The organism is Oceanobacillus massiliensis str. N'diop, from assembly GCF_000285495.1.
GTDB lineage: Bacteria > Bacillota > Bacilli > Bacillales > Amphibacillaceae > Oceanobacillus > Oceanobacillus massiliensis.
In genome coordinates this window covers 39,003-56,971 of sequence record NZ_HE610979.1, presented here as the reverse complement: position 1 = coordinate 56,971, position 17,969 = coordinate 39,003, and the positions used below count along the sequence as shown (strand labels likewise).

The window sequence follows — 17,969 nt, the reverse complement described above, 5'->3', positions numbered from 1 at the left end:
TGTGGAGGAGGAAGGCTGATGTTTACAGGAATTATTGAAGAGATGGGGACAGTGGAAAAAATAAAAAAAGTATCTGAACAGGCAGTATCATTAACGATTGGATCCAAAGAAGTAATAAAAGACGTCAACATCGGTGATAGTGTCGCGGTCAATGGGATTTGTTTGACCGTAAAACAGATGTCTTTGAAAAGTTTTGAAGTCGATGCAATGCCCGAAACAATCAGATCTACGTCATTGCAAGCACTGAAACCAGGCGCAAAAGTGAATCTGGAGCGAGCGATGATGGCGAATGGCAGATTTGGAGGCCATTTTGTTTCCGGACATGTTGATGGAACAGGAAGTATTATCGATAAGCGGAAGAAGGAAAACGCGATTTATTATGATATTGAGATTAAAGAAGCATTAGCAGGATTTTTAATGTATAAGGGATCCATTACAGTTGATGGCATAAGTCTGACTGTGTTTGGTGTCAGCGGCAATGTTTTTACGATTTCATTGATTCCCCACACCGTTTATGAAACGGTATTAGGTGAAAAAGGAAAGGGCGATATCGTCAATATTGAATGTGATCTGCTTGCTAAGCATGTGAAGCATATGCTTCAGATTCCAAATGAAGCAGATCAGGAAGGCGTCAATGAGGACTTACTGAGGACAGCAGGTTTCATGTAAATCGAAAAGGAGTGATTAGATGGTTCATACTATTGAACAGGCTATAGAAGATTTAAAAACTGGAAAACCCATTATCGTTATGGATGACGAAAATAGAGAAAATGAAGGAGACTTTATTGCACTTTCGGAAAGGGCAACACCTGAAGTGATCAACTTTATGATTACACATGGAAAAGGGTTAGTCTGTACGCCAATAAAGGCAGATCTTGCCAAAAAGATTGGTCTTCCACTGATGACTGAAAAAAGTACAGACCCTTTGGGAACAGCTTTTACTGTATCGATTGATCATCGAGACACAACAACAGGGATCAGTGCTGCAGAAAGATCAAAGACAATACTTGAATTGACTAATCCGAAAGTGGCAATTGACGATTTTAAAAGGCCGGGGCATGTATTCCCGCTGATAGCAAAAGCTGGTGGTGTCCTGGAGCGTCCCGGACATACTGAGGCCGCTGTAGATTTGGCAGTCCTGAGCAATGGGTTTCCTGCCGGGGTGATTTGCGAAATTATTAACGAAGATGGAACGATGGCCCGCAAGCGGGATTTGGAAAACATAGCAGAGAAGTTTGACTTGAAAATAATAACCATCGCAGATTTAATTACTTATCGGAAAAAACAGGAGAAACTAATACTTCAATAGAAAAAGGGGATGGAATATATGGGAAATATATATACAGGAAATCTAGTTGGTACAGATTTAAGGATTGGGATAGTTGTAGCGAGGTTCAACGAATTTATCACAAGTAAATTACTCGATGGGGCATCTGACACGTTGAAAAGGCATGGTGTTGCAGAAGAGATGATTGACACTGTCTGGGTACCCGGTGCATTTGAACTGCCGTTAATTGCCCACAAGATGGCAAAGAGTGATAAATATGATGCGGTGATTACGTTGGGAACCGTCATTCGTGGCTCAACACCACATTTTGACTATGTTTGCAATGAAGCTGCAAAAGGGGTTTCCAATGCTGCTATCCAAACGGGCAAACCGGTCATTTTCGGTATTCTGACAACGGAAACCATTGAACAGGCCATCGAACGTGCAGGTACGAAGGCAGGCAATAAAGGCGCAGAAGCAGCAGTTACAGCGATAGAAATGGCGAATGTGATAACAATGCTGGATTGATCCAGCATGAATAAAGTCGGGAGAGGTACTTTACCGCTCCCGACTTTTAATCTAGAAATATCCTTCCTGTTAAGCTAAACTACTAGTTAGGGGATTTTAAACGAACCGGAGGAGATTACCATCAAATTACTCATAGCACAACTTGGCATCGTGGCAATAGTCTGGGCGGGAATGGCCACGTTTTTTGAAGAAATGAATAACACAAGTAAAATCATTTTTTATCTTGTGACATCCTGGCTGCTATTTTTAATTGTAATTATGATTAAAACATTTATTAGGAATCGGACCGGGAAGAATAATTGATCGCTACTTATGCAACGCGAGGAAGGTTTAACTATGCTTACAATTGAAAATTTACATAAATCCTATGGCGAAAAGATACTTTTTAACGATATTACTTGTACAATTGCAAATCAGGAAAGAATTGGATTGATAGGTGTTAATGGTACTGGTAAATCAAGTTTCTTAAAAGTTATAGCAGGCTTGGAACCGCCTGAAAAGGGAAGCATTAAGCATCCAAAAGACTATCAAATAGAATATTTGGCACAGGAGCCTGTTTTAGATCCCGATTTGACCGTTATGGAGCAGATTTATTTTGGCGAGGCTTCCATCATGAAGTTAATGCGTTCTTATGAAGCAGCACTATTGAAACTGCAGGAGAATGCCGACAACCGGGGAAATCAGGAACGGCTTATCCAATTACAACAGAAAATGGACGAAGAAGAGGCTTGGGAAGCAAATACTGCAGCTAAAACCGTATTGACGAAGCTTGGAATTACCGATTTCGGGAAAAAGATTACCGAACTGTCAGGCGGACAGCAAAAGCGTGTGGCAATTGCAAAAGCACTCATCCAGCCTGCTGATTTACTGATTCTCGATGAGCCGACAAATCATCTTGACAATGAAACGGTCGAATGGCTGGAAAAATATTTGCAGACCTACAAAGGTTCCTTGTTGCTCGTAACACACGATAGATACTTTTTAAATCGGGTAACAAACAGAATCTATGAGCTTGATAAAGGCAATCTCTACAGTTATGAAGGAAATTATGAGATCTTTCTGGAGAAAAAGGCAGAACGCGAAGCACTTGAAATCAGCAGTGAGCAAAAACACAGGAATACATTAAAACGTGAATTGGCCTGGCTTCGCCGCGGTGCAAAAGCAAGATCAACTAAGCAAAAGGCAAGAATTGAACGTGTAGAAGACTTGAAAAAGGAAACCTTTGATACAAAGAAGGATGACCTGGAATTCCAAGTTGGTTCGACCAGATTAGGTAAGAAGGTTATTGAACTTAAAGAAATTGAGAAATCCTATGACGGCAAAGTGCTTCTCCGTGATTTCAGCCATTTAATCGTGCCTGGGGAGCGTCTGGGTATCATTGGTGCAAATGGTTCCGGAAAAACAACATTATTAAATATAATGGCTACCCGCATTCAGCCTGACGCAGGAGAAATCGAAATAGGGGAAACTGTCAAAATCGGCTATTACACACAGGGTGACGAGGAATTGGATGCAAGCGTGCGCATTATTGACTATATCAAGGAGATAGCAGAGGTTATTCACACAAAAGACGGACAAGTAATAACTGCTGAACAAATGCTTGAGCGCTTTCTCTTTTCCCGTTCCCAGCAGTGGACCTATATTGGCAAGCTTTCCGGTGGGGAAAAGCGCAGACTGTATTTACTTAAAGTTCTAATGACAGAACCGAACGTGCTCTTCCTCGATGAACCGACAAATGACTTGGATACTCAGACATTAAGTGTCTTAGAAGATTATCTGGATCATTTTCCGGGAGTTGTTATAACCGTATCCCACGACAGATACTTTTTAGACCGGGTAACCGAGCGTCTGCTGGTTTTCAAAGGTGAAGGGAGAACGGAGCTTTTCTATGGAAATTACAGCGACTATCTCGAGGAGCGAAAACAGAACGAACGACCACAGCCTAAACTCGAAAAAGTTAGCGAAAGACCTAAACAACCAAAGAAAAAGCTTTCCTATAATGATCAGCGGGAATGGGAAACAATTGAAGACAAGATCATGGAACTTGAAGGAAAAGTAGAGGAGCTGCAGCAAGGGATCATAGACGCCGGCAGCGACTCCGAACAAGTGCAAAAACTTTTTGCCAAACAACAGGAAGCTGAAGCAGAACTGGAAGCAAAGATGGAAAGATGGGAAGAACTTTCTCTCCTTGTAGAGGAAATGGAAAATAGATAGGTGAATTGTTTCAATTGTGGCTTGTCTGGGAACGGATTGGCCGGGGCCGGAATGTGTGGATCTGTGAGGGTGGATGCTGATGCTTGGAGTGAAAATGCTGAAGTTTGGCGCAGAAATGCTGAAGTTCACGAGAGAAATGCTGAAGTTTGGCGCGAAAATGCTGAGTTTGACGCAGAAGTGCTGAAGTTCACAAGAAAAATGCTGAAGTTCACAATTACAGAGTACCGGCCGTGCCGGCAGCACCGCCCAGCGCAAGAGCCCCCGTCAAACGAGCGGCACCAAATAGAATTAGAGCTAGGGCCCAGTCGGAATGCATGAGCCCGACCACCAGCCTCGCACTAGCGGGGCTTTTCAGCAGGAAAGAAAAGCCGGTTTGGAGGCCTTGTGAGTGAAAATGCTGATGTTTGGAGCAAAAAAGCTGATGTTCACAAGAAAAATGCTGAAGTTCACAATTACAAAGTTCCTGTCGTGCCGGCAGCACCATCCAGCGCAAGAGCCCCAGCCGAGCAAGCGGTACCAAATAGAATTAGAGCTAGGGCCCAGCCGGAATGCATGAGCCCGACCACCAGCCTCGCGCTAGCGGGGCTTTTCAGCAGGGGAAAAAAGGCGATTTGGAGGCCTCGTGAGTGAAAATGCTGATGTTTGGAGCAAAAAAGCTGATGTTCACAAGAGAAATGCTGATGTTCACAACGAAAAGGCTGATGTTCACAAGAAAAATGCTGAAGTTCACAATTACAGAGTACCGGCCATGCCGGCAGCACCATCCAGCGCAAGAGCCCCCGTCAAACGAGCGGCACCAAATAGAATTAGAGCTAGGGCCCAGCCGGAATGCATGAGCCCGACCACCAGCCTCGCACTAGCGGGGCTTTTAGCAGGAGAGAAAAGCCGGTGTGGAGGCCTTGTGAGTGAAAATGCTGATGTTTGGAGCAAAAAAGTTGATGTTCACAACGAAAATGCCGATGTTCACAAGAGAAAGGCTGAAGTTCACAAGAAAAATGCTGAAGTTCACAATTACAGCCCACTGCTAATCCGCCTATCCCCGCTAGCCCACAGCGCCCCACGCCCCACAAGGCCGGTTGCGCTCCCTGCTCCTCCACGATCCGCGATCCGCACTGCGCAACACTTGGCAGCGCAACACGCCCCACGCCGCACGCCCCACAAGGCCGTAGCGCTCCCTCCCTCTCCACGCCCCGCCCACGCCCCACAAGGCCGTAGCGCTCCCGCCCCCTCCACGCCCCGCCCCAGCCCCACAAGGCCGGTAGCGCTCCCGCCTCTCTTGGCTAAAGGCAGTGTCTTGTCATATACAACAGTGCACAAAAATAGAGTGGAGGATGCCTTTTAGTGGTATCCTCCACTCTTTAGTTTAATTTAAGCCTTCAATTTCAATACTTTCGACGATGGCGGTTCCATTATCCAGTAGGTTTGCTTCCAATTGGACTTGATCACCTTGCTGCAGGAAGACTGCAACAGGTGCTTTGGCAGAAGTTAGGGTGTAGATTGTTTGATCATCTGCTAGTAGAAATTGGATTAATTGTCCTTCATTTTGATTTGTTACGACGACTCTTTCAATGGAGCCGGTTCTGGTTTCGAGATCAGCGCCTTCTCCAGTGGACTCGACATTGCTTGGATTCTGTGCCAGTGCGAGACGGTAGGAATCGAGCGTCTGTCTTGCTGTATCGCCAAAGACGACGAAGTCTGAATCTGCTGCTTTGATATATGCATAATGCTTAAATAGTCCGTTTGGATCCAAGACGTTGACTACCCAGGTTGGATTCCCATCAATGTTATACAATAGAGGCATGGATCCGGTCCAGTTTTTCTCAGGGAACTCTTTGTTGACGATTTCTCTTGCACCTTTACTATCCATGATTCCATTATTTTTTGAACCATTATAATAAACAAGTTCACCGGTACGGGCATTTACTAATGTATATCCCAGAGCGGAGTCAATGTTTTCTTTTGGAGAAGACATATCAGTGAAATAATGCATTTCTCCATTTTCATCAAAGATTGGGGTTACATTGCTTTCTGTGCCGGACTCATTCGGGATTTTTACATCTTTTTTGCCGAAAATAGAGTTCAGCCAGCCGTGAATGTATTTACCGAAATACTCGTTTTCGTCAGAGGCTATCTCTGAACTGATTGAACCATCAATGAATTCAGGGGCATCCTTTGTATCATAAAGGGTCACTTTGCTAGTTAGCGGATCAACTACAGCGACATTCAATTTAGACATATTAGGCTTATTCGTTAGACCGATTGGCTTATAAAGTGTCTGTACGTACCACGGTTTTCCATCTTCATCAACCTCAATTTGGGCTTCGCCGCTTTGAATATAATTTGGGTATGCGTTATAAATCGTCCGTTGAATGTTATGGTTAAAATAGCTTGAATTTGTATATTTCATCTTGCTGCTGATGAATTCAGGCTGTGCATTAATATCGGTTGCAGAAATCATAAAGTAGCCTTCTGTTTCTTTTCCGCGGAAATAGCGCCAGAAATCAGTGAATTCTACAGGGGCAATAAACACAATATCATCATTAACCTGTTGTACCTGTAGCTTTCCAAGGTTATAAAACTGTGTATTCGGGACAACACTCATTGCCTTTTGTACCTTATTTCTTGCTGATTCCGGGGAGACAACAATCGGTGTTGAGTCCTTATCGAGCGGTTTTGCTTCTTCCATTTCCTGTTTTGCAATCGAATCGTACGTGTCATTTAAAGCGAATATCCCCATAATAAAAAACGCTGGTATGGCAATCACAGCCACTGCAACAATCCCGACAGAGACAATATCGAATTGCCTGCTTGTTTTGGTAAACGGCTTGCTCATCGTTATTCCATACAGTGCAAGCACCCCGATAAATCCGATTATTAGATTGGCAGTTGTCATATTAGGTATCGTAATCGCCGGCATCATCAGATAGACGATAATGAGGGTAACGAGAAAAAGAATTAAGGTGATTATTCCAACAGCTTTAATCGTAGTGTTGCGATGCTTCTTATTTCTAATTATAAAATATACTGCAATCATAAAGTAAAGAAGTAAAGAAAGAATGGTTGTTGTTAAAATACCGGTCATGGTTTTCACAGCTCCTATAGTAGTTTCTAATTAGTTATACGGTCCAGATAAGGAAAGGGTTTCAAAAAACTATACACTTTTGTTTAACTTTTAATCTTTTTCATTTAGACTGAAGGCAGACAGAGTGATTAAGGGTGAGGTTATGCAGCAGATATATAGTGATATTATTCAATTTCGGGGAAGTCATTATGATTTTGGCTTCATGCAAGGGAAGTTGCTTAAAGATTCTTTCACGATTGAAAACAGGAAGAAACAATGGAAATTAAGAAGACCCCGCTTTACAATCGAGGTTGAAGAAGTGAAACAAGCAATGTTGGATTTTGCACCTGGCATATGGGATGAGTTGCTTGGATTGAGGGATGCCTTGGAGTGGAGCATGGATGACACACTTCAGGAATTTGGCGGCTACCGGACTAATTACAAAAGAAGCGGATGTTCCATATATTCTGGTTCAGACTATATGATACGCAATTACGATTATCATCCTAAAACATATGAAGGACGTTTTTCACTTTATCAGCCAAGTGACGAAGGCTATGCAGTCATGGGTCCAACACAGCAAATCACCGGAAGATTGGACGGTATGAACGAGAAGGGGCTTGTGCTGGGGTACAATTTTACCAATCGAAAGAGACCTGGGGAAGGATTCATCAGCAATATGATCAGCAGAATTGTGCTGGAAACCTGTGCGAATGTGCAAGAAGCGATTCAATTGCTTCAAAGTATTCCGCATCGCTATGCATTTAGTTATGCAGTATTGGATGAAAGAGAAGAAACTTTTATTGTGGAAGGTTCGGCGAGAGGCACCCATGTAAGAAAGGGAAACATCTGTACCAACCATTTTGAAGAATTAGAGCAGGAAAACCGTAATTATCTGGATGATTCCTATAAACGCATGCATGCGATTCAAGCGCAACAATCAGCTGCTACGGACGCTCAGAAGGCCTTTCAGATGCTTAATGATACCGATAAAGGGATTTTTTCGAAGCAATATAAGAACTGGGGTGGAACGATTCACACTTCTGCCTATTTTCCAAAGAATTTAAAGGCATGGTTTGCACTTGGAGGGGACAGCAGGCCAAACGAAATCAATTTTTCAAAGTGGATTCTTGGTGAGAACATCGAATATCCTAGGATATATGGTGAAGTAGATACCGAGTTGCCTTTTGCCCATATGGAAAAAAATGTACGATAAAAATGATGTTTAAAAAACTAAGAATTAAGGGAAAATAACCGTGGACTGTATTTATTTATAAAAATAGTTATAATGAACACAAGGATTTATATTAGGAGGAATCATATGAAGCTATATCAAGTAAGAAAAGGTCAATTTGTGTTTTATCAGAATGAACTGCATAAAGTATATTCGGTAAAGCCAATGTTTAAAAAATCTATCCATATGTATCGCTTGAAGGATATGAAGCAGATCCTCACCCAGGCCCCTGAAATTGAATTATACAGACCGAAACATAATGACACGTTTATTTTCTACGGGAAGCGATATACAATCGACCAATATGCAAAGCCGCAGCCGGGAGATTATATTCTAATTGTAAAGCCTGCTCCAGATTTTCTTGATCACTACTCATTAAATGAAATCGAAAAAGTGGAAAGTGTTGAGGATGGAAATGTGATTACGACACGTGACAATGGTGTAAAGCATAATGAATATGTCGTCCTTGTTCCGGGAAGGCAGGATGCTAGTCAGGAGATCGCCTATTACGATAAAAATCTCGTTCCGGAAGAGCAGCAGATACAGGATGAGTCCATCAGTTATCTTGCAGAGAATGATGAGACATTGAAGCCTGCAGTAGGTGATATTTATCTGGATGTACAAAATAATACAAAAGCGATGGTAGTAGCGATGACTGAAGATGAAATTGTATTTGGCCATGGCGTACGCATACATGTCGCAGAATTACTGAATGAAAAGAATTACGAACTCGTCTATCAGTTTGAAGTGGACTGATCTTGTCTGTAAAGAAAGCAAAATCCCGGCAATGTCGCCGGGATTTTTTTACTGTCTGGGAAATTATAAAATCGGTTGAATGTGAATAACAATTAAAACCAGGCTCAGCTGCAGGCGCCAGCGGCTAGCGATACTTCCCTTACCCCGGTGGAATAAGTTTACATCGGCTCAGTTCGTTCAACTGGTTGCCTTTATCTCCTGCGGTTCAGACCGTACGCTGCTGACCGGCGATCTGCTCTTCTATTCTTTATTCCATTCGCTTAATGCCTTGTATCCAATGCTGTTGATAGGGTCCTTGGAGCTCGAATAGGCGGGAGAATACCCGAGCTCGAGTTCGGGAAGGTCCGCTATAGTCAATTTTCCCTTAATGGCAGTTGCAAGTACTGCCATCCGCTTATCGACACCATCAAATCCTACTACATTTGCGCCATAGAGCAATCCGCTTTCTTTGCTATAGAATATTTTTATCCATAGCTTTTCAGATCCTGGGTAATATGCTGCGTGGGAATAGCTGGGTAAAAATGTTTCTTTAAAATCTATCCCTTCTTCTGCAAGTGTCTTGCTGCTATGGCCAGTCAAGGCAACCGTCAAATCAAACACTTTCAGGATAGCGGATCCCTGGTTTGCGTGATAAGGGGTTTGCCCGCCATTCAAATGACTGGCTATAATATAAGCCTGTCTGTGGGCTGGCCAGGCGAGTGCGATGTATCTGGGAGAACCAGTCAGGAAATCTTTGGTTTCAACGGCATCACCAAGTGCATAGATATCCGGATCACTTGTCTGCATATAGTCATTGACAGCTATTGCTCCAGTACTTCCTAACTCAAGCGAGGCACCGGTTGCCAATTCGGTATTCGGCTTAATTCCAATCGCGAGAATCGTCATATCGGCCTTTATTTTTTCTCCGCTATTTAAGAGGAGAGTCCTGCCGTCATCTCCAAATGCCTGCAAGCCGTCGTTCAGGATGATGTTGACACCTTTTTCTTTCAAATGCCCCTCAATAATCTCTGATACTTCTTTATCCAAATTCCCAACAAGCTGTGAAGACCTGTCGACGATTGTACAATCCAGTCCTAATGCCTGCAGGTTTCCAAGCATTTCCATACCAATAAATCCTGCCCCTGCAACGGTGACTGAAACTGGCTTGGAAGAGTTTATAAATTCAATGATCCTGTCCATATCCTCAATCGTGCGCAATGCAAATGTCCTGCTGTTATCTATCCCTTCTACTTGGGGAACAACAGGGGAAGCACCCGGAGAAAGGATGAGTTTATCATAATGTACTTCCTGTATTGTTTCCTTTTTCTTATACGTAATCGTCTTCTTGAAACGGTTAATGGAGGTAACTTCCGAACGGATATTGACCTGGACATTGTATTTACCTGCGAACTTTTCAACTGGATATAATAACGTATCCCGCTTTTCGACTGTCCCGCCGATATGATAGGGCATGCCGCAATTGGCAAAGGAAATATATCCACACTTTTCAAACATCATGATTTCGGAATCTTGGTCAGTTCTGCGTATTTGGGCAGCAACGGTTGCGCCACCACCGACTCCGCCAACAATAATAATTCTCTTCTGTGGCATCAGTTAACTCTCCTTCTGATGAATTCGCGTTTCTTCTTATATTACCCCTAATGTGCTAAGAAAAACGATTAATATTGTGATTGGAACAATCCAGCGCATTAGTTGGAACCATATAAGATAGGTACCGCCCTGAAGTTTATTACCGTTGGAAAACTCCTGCTTGATCAATGTTCTATCCATGATAAAGCCGATGAATAAGGCGATAAACAGACATCCTGCCGGCAGCATGATATTACTTACCAGAAAATCGCTTGCATCGAAAACAGTCTTGCCAAAAATCTTGAACTCTGCAAGCAGGTTGGATGACAATGCTGCAGGTATTCCGGCAATAATCACGAGTATCCCAGCTAAAAACGATACCTTCTTGCGGGACCTTTCTTTTTTCTCCGTAAATGCTGATGTGATAATCTCAAGCATACTGAATGAGGAAGTCATAACGGCAAACAAAAACAGCAAAAGGAACAAGCATAAGAATAGTTCGCCAAATGGCATTTGGGCAAAGGCTTCCGGGAGGACAATGAATAGCAGTCCCGGTCCTTCTGCAGGTTCGAGTCCAAAGGCAAAGACGACAGGGAAAATGGCAAGTCCTGCCAATAGAGATACAAAAATATTCATCACAGCGACAGAACCCGCTGAAGCAGGTATGCTGACATCTTTTTTTAGATAGGAACTATATGTCACCATTACCGAAATACCGACTGCGAGGGAAAAGAATGCCTGTCCTAAAGCATATAGAACGTTCTCTGCGTTTAGCTCCGAAAAATCGGGCTGCAGGAAAAAGCGAATTCCCTCCATCGCTCCGTCAAAGGTAACTGAGCGAATCACAATCACAATGAAAAAAACAAATAATAATGGCATTAGCAACTTACTTGCCTTTTCGATTCCATCTTTAATTCCAAATGAAACAACGATAATATTCAGAAGCACAAACAGTGCAAGACCAGCAATTGTCAGAAGCGGGCTGCCTGTAATCGCTGCAAATAATTCAGGGTAGTCAGCATTTTCCTGAATGATTTTCCCTGGAATCGACAGAAGGCTGTAAATAAGTACCCATCCGCCGACAACACTGTAAAATGACATAAGAATAAAGGCTCCTGCAACTCCCCAGTGACCAATCAATGACCAGGGAGCTCTGGGTGCCAGCTTCTGGTAGGCACTTACTGCTTCCTTCTGGGCGCCCCTGCCGATAATGAATTCCGCAATTAGAAGCGGGAGGCCGATCAGTACTGTGAATGCAATAAATAACAGGAAGAAAGCCCCGCCGCCGTTTGTTCCAGTCATATAGGGAAACTTCCAAATGGCACCGAGCCCGATGGCTGCTCCTGCAGATGATAATATAAAGCCGAGCTTGGTCGACCATTGATCTTTCTTGTTGTCCATGAGTCAAAATTCCTTTCGTATGTGAAAAAATTATCTTCCTAGTATAACACAATCGCATGCTGCATTGAATGCCGATATGGAATCGGTGTATGGCTGGTCATCTATAGAGGTTCACAGTCCGCAAACATCGTATATTCTAAACAAATGTATGTCTTTGTGAAATACCCATTTTGATTTTCGTTATTTATTTGGAAGCAATGCCGTTGATTGATCAGTACGTATAATTAACAATAAATTCATTATATTAAAAATAGTTGAATAACTAAGTTGTACACATTTATACTTGGTGTAAACCTTACATATCCTTCTGTATAGGTACCTGTTTATTGGCTGTTAAAGAATTGAAGTAAGAAAGGGGAGGAAAGGTATGGCAGCAGTATCGTTAGATGTCCCACAAATAATGAACTATATAGGTGGCATATGGCAGGCCGTAAAAGAATCGCGAGGGGTAATTAACCCAGCAACAGGTGAGACAATCGTGCAGGTGCCCTTATCAGGTACGGATAGTGTAGAAGAGGCAGTAAAGGCTGCTAAAAAAGCACAGCAGGATTGGAGGCTAGTTCCAGCCCCACAGCGGGCAGAGGTATTATATAGAGTCGGCTTTCTGATGAAAGAGAGGAAGGAGAGGCTTTCCCAGCTGCTGACAATGGAAAACGGTAAGGTAATTGAGGAGGCCCGCGGCGAGGTCCAGGAAGGAATTGATATGGCCTATTATATGGCAGGTGAAGGGCGCCGTTTATTCGGCCAGACTACGCCTGCTGAACTAAAAGATAAATTCGCCATGAGTAATCGCGTCCCTGTTGGTGTGGTCGGGCTCATTACACCATGGAATTTCCCGATAGCAATTGCGACCTGGAAATCCTTCCCGGCGATTCTGGCGGGCAATGCAGTCGTATGGAAACCGGCAACCGAGACACCGATCATGGCATATGAACTGGCCAAAATTTTCGAAGAAGCAGGTCTTCCCAGTGGTGTTCTGAATGTTGTTTTTGGGTCCGGTTCGGCAGTTGGTGAAGCGATGGTACAGCATAAGGAAATACGGGTTATATCATTTACTGGATCAAATGATACAGGGCGGAGCATTGCAGAGAAATGCGGGAAGCAATTGAAAAAGGTTTCCTTGGAAATGGGCGGGAAGAATGCAGTAATTGTTATGGATGATGCCGATCTCCAACTTGCGGTGGAGGGAATCCTTTGGAGTGCATTCGGTACAAGTGGGCAACGTTGTACGGCATGCAGCCGTGTAATCGTTCATGAGAAGGTGAAGCAGGATCTGGAAGAACGGCTGCTTGCAGCCATGGATAAGCTGACCATTGGGAATGGTTTGGATGAATCGGTTAAGGTGGGACCGATCATCAACCAGACTGGAATCGATAAGATTAAGGAATATATTGAGATTGGAAAAGATGAGGGGGCTATATTGCTTACCGGCGGACAGCAGGTTATAGATGATGACCACAAAGACGGGTTTTATTTTGCTCCTACTTTATTTACGGATGTAACTGCAAACATGAGGATTGCCCAGGAAGAGATCTTTGGACCAGTAGTTTCCATTATCCCGGTGAAAAGCTTTGATGAGGCGGTAGAGATGAATAATGGTGTGGAATATGGTCTTTCAAGTTCCATTTTCACCAATGATGTGAACCAAGTATTTAGGGCACAAAGAGATTTGGATACGGGAATCGTCTATGTGAATGCAGGAACGACGGGTGCGGAAATTCATCTGCCGTTCGGTGGCACAAAAGGAACCGGCAATGGACACCGCGATTCCGGCGTGCAGGCCCTGGATGTATTTACGGAGTGGAAGGCAATCTATGTGGACTATAGCGGAAAACTGCAGCGCGCACAAATAGATGTGGAATCATAAGCTACTTATAGAATGCTGTTCAAATTGCGGTGAAACAAATAGATGTTTTGCATCCGCATTTGGATATATTCCAGTAAACTGCAGGGAGTGAGCAATATGAAGATAGGAGTACTTGGTGCAGGGCTAATGGGGAAAGAGGCAGTGCGTGATTTGGTCAAGAGTACGGATGTAGATACTGTAGGGCTGGCAGACATTGATATCGGCCGCGCACAGGCAATCTGTGATCAGCTGAACTCAGCTAAACTAAAGGCATTTCAGGTAAATGCTGCTGAACAAGGAGAACTTGCAGCATTTATGAAAAGCTTTGATGTGATAATCAATGCCCTCTTTTATTCCTTTAATGAAGTAGTGGCCAAAACAGCGATTGCGGTTGGGGTGAGCTCTGTTGATCTGGGAGGACATATTGGCCATATGACAGATAAAGTACTGAAAATGGCAGAAGATGCGAAAGCGGCTAACGTTACACTCATACCCGACCTTGGAGTGGCACCGGGTATGATCAATATCTTATCTGGGTATGGTGCAAGTAAATTGGATAAGGTGAAATCAATTAAGCTGTACGTAGGCGGTATCCCGGTAAGGCCAGAACCACCAATTGAATATAATCACGTTTTTTCCATGGAGGGGGTATTTGACCATTATACAGACCCATCTCTCATTATCCGAAATGGGCTGAAGCAGGAAATCCCTTCCCTTAGCGAAGTTGAAAAGGTTCACTTTGAGAAATTCGGTCCACTGGAGGCCTTTCATACATCTGGTGGAACATCGACCCTTTCCCTTTCATTTCCGAATATAGAGACACTCGAATATAAAACGATCCGCTATCCTGGCCACGCGGAGAAGTTTAAACTGCTGGTCGACCTGAATCTGACAAAGCTCCATTATGAAGTGGAAGTGAATGGCAGCATGGTAAGCCCGCGTGAAGTGCTCCTGAAAGCACTGGATCCGATTGTCGAACTTGGTGATAAAGAGGATGCCGTGTTATTAAGAGTAATCGTTTCTGGAGAAAAAGATGGGGAGCCTGTTTCCTATCAATATGAGATGATCACATATAAGGATCAGCAAACAAAAGTAACCGCCATGGCACGAGCTACTGCCAATACCATTTCGGTCGTAGCTCAAATGGTAGGGAAGGGAACGATAGATAAAAAAGGCATTTATCCACCTGAACAGATTGTACCAGGGCAATCGTATATAGAAGAGATGAAAAAACGCGGGGTCCATATTGTCGAGTCTGTAACCAGCGGAAAATCATCCCCTGCTTAAATCTGTTTTTTAGTGGAAGAAATGAATAAGACAATTTTAAAAAGCCAGTTCAAACGATTGCTGATATATCGGCAATCAACTTGAACTGGCTTTTAGATTTTATTCTTTAATGGAAAACACTGGATAATCTTATCCAATCCAATCCCTAACGAGACTGTATTACATACATTTGAGATGTATACGAACCGGAATTATTTTGCTGCCTTTTGCAGTTTACCGATCATTTTAAGTGCGCGCCCTGTTCCGATTGCAACGGATTCAAGTGGATTTGGAGCCATGTGTACAGGAACACTTATCTCATCAGACAGCCAATCCTGCATGCCATTTAATTGCGATCCACCGCCAGTCAATACAATTCCATTGTCAACAATATCCCCGCTCAATTCTGGAGGGCATTCTTCCAATGTGGAACGGATGGTTTCCAAAATCTGTTCCAGAGATTCTTTGATAGCATGGTAGATTTCAGTGGAAGAGATTTCAATTGTTTTTGGCAAACCGGTCACCATATCGCGGCCGCGAATGTCCATTGTTACTTCTTTGTGATTCGGATGCGCATAACCGATTTCCATTTTGATATTCTCAGCAGTACGTTCACCGATAAGAATGTTGTATTTCTTGCGGATATGCTGAATTATTTCCTCATCCATTTTATCTCCTGCCGTACGGACAGAATTACAGGATACAATCCCGCCGAATGAAATGATGCCTACTTCTGACGTTCCTCCACCGATATCCACAATCACATTGGCGATTGGTTCATCAACAGGAAGGTCTGCTCCAATTGCTGCTGCAACAGGTTCTTCAATTAAATGAACTTGTTTTGCCCCGTAACTTGTAACAGCGTTATGAATTGCCCTTCTTTCGACAGTAGTGCTCCCTGAAGGGGTGCATACGACCACGGTTGGCTTGCGCATAGACATGCCAAGCGTTTTGCTTACTTTTTTCAATAATTCTTTCAACATTTGAGCCGTTACATCAAAATCCGCGATGACGCCATCTTTTAAGGGGCGAATAGGTACAATATGTTTCGGTGTTTTACCGACCATTTCTTTTGCTTCTGAACCTACAGCTACAACCTGTTTCGTATTAATATCAATTGCCACAACAGATGGCTCGTTTAAGACAATTCCTTTTGATTTTGAGTAGACAAGAATATTAGCAGTACCCAAGTCGATACCGATTTCAGCATTTGAAAACATAGTATGATCCTCCAATGATGACAGATTATTTTTTTATATTACTCTTTAATAAGAATTTACAGTTTCAGGAGGTAGAGTTCTTCCTGACTCCGACCAGAAAAAAGCGATAGATTTTCCCCAACTATAAAGTACGTTACTCTTAAAATTAAAACATTCAATGGGGGAAAATCAAGTGACATTTTTATTACAAATTATTGCAGGATGTAATATAAACCCTTGATATAAAAGGTGTCAACCACTTGTTTGTAGTAAAATATTCCTGCTCATTGAACATTTTCCTGTTTATCCGTTTTTAGGGTGTTTACTATTTCTATTATATATAAGGGTTTGAGATTAACAGGCATAAATTACCGCAACAAATGAACCATTATGGAAATCCCTTCCTCTATTATTACAAAAAACCTATGCTATGATAATTTTGCACCAAGCGACAACAACAAAAACCAGAAGGAGAGTGCATTACATGTTTAAAAAAGTAGGAATAGCTACTGCATTGTCAGCAGCTTTATTATTCGGTGGAACTTTTTCAACTAATGCGGAAGCTTCAACTAATCAAGATAACCAGTTAAACAGTTCATATAAAGTCTATTACTCTATTAATGGACAATGGGGTACAGCTTCAGGGGAAGATGTACAAGGTATACTGGATAAGGTCATGAATCGGTTCGATATTAATTGGAGCGAATTTGACTGGAATTCTTTCAAAGTAGAAAAGCAGAATAATGCTCAACAAAATGCTAAAGATGAAGATAAAAATAAAGAAGAAAACAAAGCTAAAGAAGAAGTGAAACAGCCTCAGAAGGAAAAACCGGCAGAGGCAGAACAGCCTGCCAAAGAACAACCAGCTAAAGAGAAGCCGGCAGAACAAGAAAAACCAGCAGCTGAAAAGCCAGCACAGGAGGCACCTGCTAAAGAGGAGCAACCAGCACAACCGGCAGCACCTGCTAAGCAACCAGCACAACAAGAAGAACAGCCAGCTCAGAATCAGCAACAATCAGAATTAAGCCAATTTGAACAAGAGGTAGTTGAATTGACAAACCAGGAAAGAGCTAAGCAAGGTTTGGCACCTCTGGAGATTGATACAGAATTAAGCAAAGTGGCACGTGAAAAATCAAATGATATGGCAACAAATAACTATTTTGACCATAATAGCCCAACATATGGCTCGCCATTTGATATGATGAAGAGCTTTGGAATCTCATACAGCACTGCTGGTGAAAACATTGCACAAGGACAACGTACTCCTGAAGAAGTAGTAAATGCCTGGATGAACAGTGAAGGTCACCGTGCAAACATCTTAAATGGCGACTACACGCATATCGGAGTAGGATATGTTGAACAAGGTAACCACTGGACACAACAATTTATTGGAAAATAAGTATAAAGCAAAACCAGCAATAAAGCGTCCGTCAATCCAATCGAAACGATAAAGGCGTTTTAAGCTGAAGGTAACTGAATAAAAATACTGATTGGAAAGACCAGCTCAAACGGGCTGGTCTTTTTTTTCACTACTTTTATGACACGGGATTGAATTGTTTTGACACGAAGTACAATTATAATTCTGCAGATGGGTAGAATAGATAGTGAAAGGGTATAGCGATTTACAT

The 17,969-nt window shown here is 42.7% G+C and carries 14 protein-coding genes and 1 pseudogene; 11 read left to right on the top strand and 4 right to left on the bottom strand.

The features are described from left to right. Positions 1–18: 18 nt before the first annotated feature. The 6 genes and pseudogenes from ribE to OMHG_RS19265 all read left to right on the top strand — a co-directional run bounded on the left by ribE (position 19) and on the right by OMHG_RS19265 (position 5,037). Positions 19–669: a riboflavin synthase gene (ribE, locus tag OMHG_RS13835; RefSeq protein WP_010651484.1), complete on the top strand. Its 651-nt coding sequence runs from the start codon at positions 19–21 to the stop codon at positions 667–669. A 19-nt stretch (positions 670–688) separates the two neighbouring features. Continuing rightward, positions 689–1,300, top strand: a pseudogene (ribB, locus tag OMHG_RS13830) (3,4-dihydroxy-2-butanone-4-phosphate synthase); the annotation flags it as partial. Positions 1,301–1,327: 27 nt separating this feature from the next. After that, entirely contained in the window at positions 1,328–1,795 is a 468-nt protein-coding gene (gene ribH, locus OMHG_RS13825) for a 6,7-dimethyl-8-ribityllumazine synthase (protein WP_010651482.1), read from the top strand. Between the two features lie 336 nt (positions 1,796–2,131). After that, entirely contained in the window at positions 2,132–4,009 is a 1,878-nt protein-coding gene (locus tag OMHG_RS13820; protein WP_010651481.1) for an ABC-F family ATP-binding cassette domain-containing protein, read from the top strand. 626 nt (positions 4,010–4,635) lie between these two features. Beyond that, on the top strand, positions 4,636–4,845 hold the full coding sequence (locus OMHG_RS18435) for a hypothetical protein (RefSeq protein WP_147629085.1): 210 nt from the start codon (positions 4,636–4,638) through the stop codon (positions 4,843–4,845). 69 nt (positions 4,846–4,914) lie between these two features. After that, positions 4,915–5,037 (top strand): hypothetical protein, encoded by a 123-nt coding sequence (locus tag OMHG_RS19265; RefSeq protein ID WP_261796347.1) that lies wholly within the window; start codon positions 4,915–4,917, stop codon positions 5,035–5,037. A 335-nt stretch (positions 5,038–5,372) separates the two neighbouring features. Here the strand turns inward: OMHG_RS19265 and OMHG_RS13805 are convergent, their stop codons facing one another. Beyond that, positions 5,373–7,091, bottom strand: a complete 1,719-nt coding sequence (locus tag OMHG_RS13805) for a hypothetical protein (protein ID WP_010651477.1) — start codon at positions 7,089–7,091, stop codon at positions 5,373–5,375. Between the two features lie 142 nt (positions 7,092–7,233). Here OMHG_RS13805 and OMHG_RS13800 point away from each other — a divergent pair, with 142 nt between their 5' ends. Together OMHG_RS13800 and OMHG_RS13795 are read left to right on the top strand one after the other, a co-directional pair. Continuing rightward, positions 7,234–8,286, top strand: a complete 1,053-nt coding sequence (locus tag OMHG_RS13800; protein WP_044476993.1) for a C45 family autoproteolytic acyltransferase/hydrolase — start codon at positions 7,234–7,236, stop codon at positions 8,284–8,286. A gap of 105 nt (positions 8,287–8,391) precedes the next feature. Next, the gene (locus OMHG_RS13795) at positions 8,392–9,060 is read left to right on the top strand and encodes a hypothetical protein (RefSeq protein ID WP_010651475.1); all 669 of its coding nucleotides are present in this window, start codon (positions 8,392–8,394) and stop codon (positions 9,058–9,060) included. A gap of 240 nt (positions 9,061–9,300) precedes the next feature. Here the strand turns inward: OMHG_RS13795 and OMHG_RS13790 are convergent, their stop codons facing one another. Next, the gene (locus tag OMHG_RS13790; RefSeq protein ID WP_010651474.1) at positions 9,301–10,650 is read right to left on the bottom strand and encodes an FAD-dependent oxidoreductase; all 1,350 of its coding nucleotides are present in this window, start codon (positions 10,648–10,650) and stop codon (positions 9,301–9,303) included. A 36-nt stretch (positions 10,651–10,686) separates the two neighbouring features. Next, positions 10,687–12,030 (bottom strand): sodium-dependent transporter, encoded by a 1,344-nt coding sequence (locus OMHG_RS13785; RefSeq protein WP_010651473.1) that lies wholly within the window; start codon positions 12,028–12,030, stop codon positions 10,687–10,689. Between the two features lie 367 nt (positions 12,031–12,397). Here OMHG_RS13785 and OMHG_RS13780 point away from each other — a divergent pair, with 367 nt between their 5' ends. Together OMHG_RS13780 and OMHG_RS13775 are read left to right on the top strand one after the other, a co-directional pair. After that, positions 12,398–13,897 (top strand): aldehyde dehydrogenase family protein, encoded by a 1,500-nt coding sequence (locus OMHG_RS13780; protein ID WP_010651472.1) that lies wholly within the window; start codon positions 12,398–12,400, stop codon positions 13,895–13,897. Positions 13,898–13,939: 42 nt separating this feature from the next. Beyond that, on the top strand, positions 13,940–15,163 hold the full coding sequence (locus OMHG_RS13775; protein ID WP_147629084.1) for a saccharopine dehydrogenase family protein: 1,224 nt from the start codon (positions 13,940–13,942) through the stop codon (positions 15,161–15,163). 191 nt (positions 15,164–15,354) lie between these two features. Here OMHG_RS13775 and mreBH read toward each other — a convergent pair whose 3' ends face one another. Beyond that, the gene (mreBH, locus tag OMHG_RS13770; RefSeq protein WP_010651470.1) at positions 15,355–16,362 is read right to left on the bottom strand and encodes a rod-share determining protein MreBH; all 1,008 of its coding nucleotides are present in this window, start codon (positions 16,360–16,362) and stop codon (positions 15,355–15,357) included. Positions 16,363–16,825: 463 nt separating this feature from the next. On the opposite strand from mreBH, the gene OMHG_RS13765 reads away from it, so the two are divergent. After that, positions 16,826–17,740, top strand: coding sequence for a CAP domain-containing protein (locus tag OMHG_RS13765; protein ID WP_010651469.1), 915 nt, complete (start codon positions 16,826–16,828; stop codon positions 17,738–17,740). Positions 17,741–17,969: the final 229 nt, after the last annotated feature.

Excerpts from the sequence above, each read along its gene's own strand:
- ribE (WP_010651484.1), top strand. The coding sequence starts at position 19 with ATGTTTACAGGAATTATTGAAGAGATGGGGACAGTGGAAAAAATAAAA.
- ribH (WP_010651482.1), top strand. The coding sequence starts at position 1,328 with ATGGGAAATATATATACAGGAAATCTAGTTGGTACAGATTTAAGGATT.
- OMHG_RS13820 (WP_010651481.1), top strand. The coding sequence starts at position 2,132 with ATGCTTACAATTGAAAATTTACATAAATCCTATGGCGAAAAGATACTT.
- OMHG_RS13805 (WP_010651477.1), bottom strand. The coding sequence starts at position 7,091 with ATGACCGGTATTTTAACAACAACCATTCTTTCTTTACTTCTTTACTTT.
- OMHG_RS13800 (WP_044476993.1), top strand. The coding sequence starts at position 7,234 with ATGCAGCAGATATATAGTGATATTATTCAATTTCGGGGAAGTCATTAT.
- OMHG_RS13795 (WP_010651475.1), top strand. The coding sequence starts at position 8,392 with ATGAAGCTATATCAAGTAAGAAAAGGTCAATTTGTGTTTTATCAGAAT.
- OMHG_RS13790 (WP_010651474.1), bottom strand. The coding sequence starts at position 10,650 with ATGCCACAGAAGAGAATTATTATTGTTGGCGGAGTCGGTGGTGGCGCA.
- OMHG_RS13785 (WP_010651473.1), bottom strand. The coding sequence starts at position 12,030 with ATGGACAACAAGAAAGATCAATGGTCGACCAAGCTCGGCTTTATATTA.
- OMHG_RS13780 (WP_010651472.1), top strand. The coding sequence starts at position 12,398 with ATGGCAGCAGTATCGTTAGATGTCCCACAAATAATGAACTATATAGGT.
- OMHG_RS13775 (WP_147629084.1), top strand. The coding sequence starts at position 13,940 with ATGTTTTGCATCCGCATTTGGATATATTCCAGTAAACTGCAGGGAGTG.
- mreBH (WP_010651470.1), bottom strand. The coding sequence starts at position 16,362 with ATGTTTTCAAATGCTGAAATCGGTATCGACTTGGGTACTGCTAATATT.
- OMHG_RS13765 (WP_010651469.1), top strand. The coding sequence starts at position 16,826 with ATGTTTAAAAAAGTAGGAATAGCTACTGCATTGTCAGCAGCTTTATTA.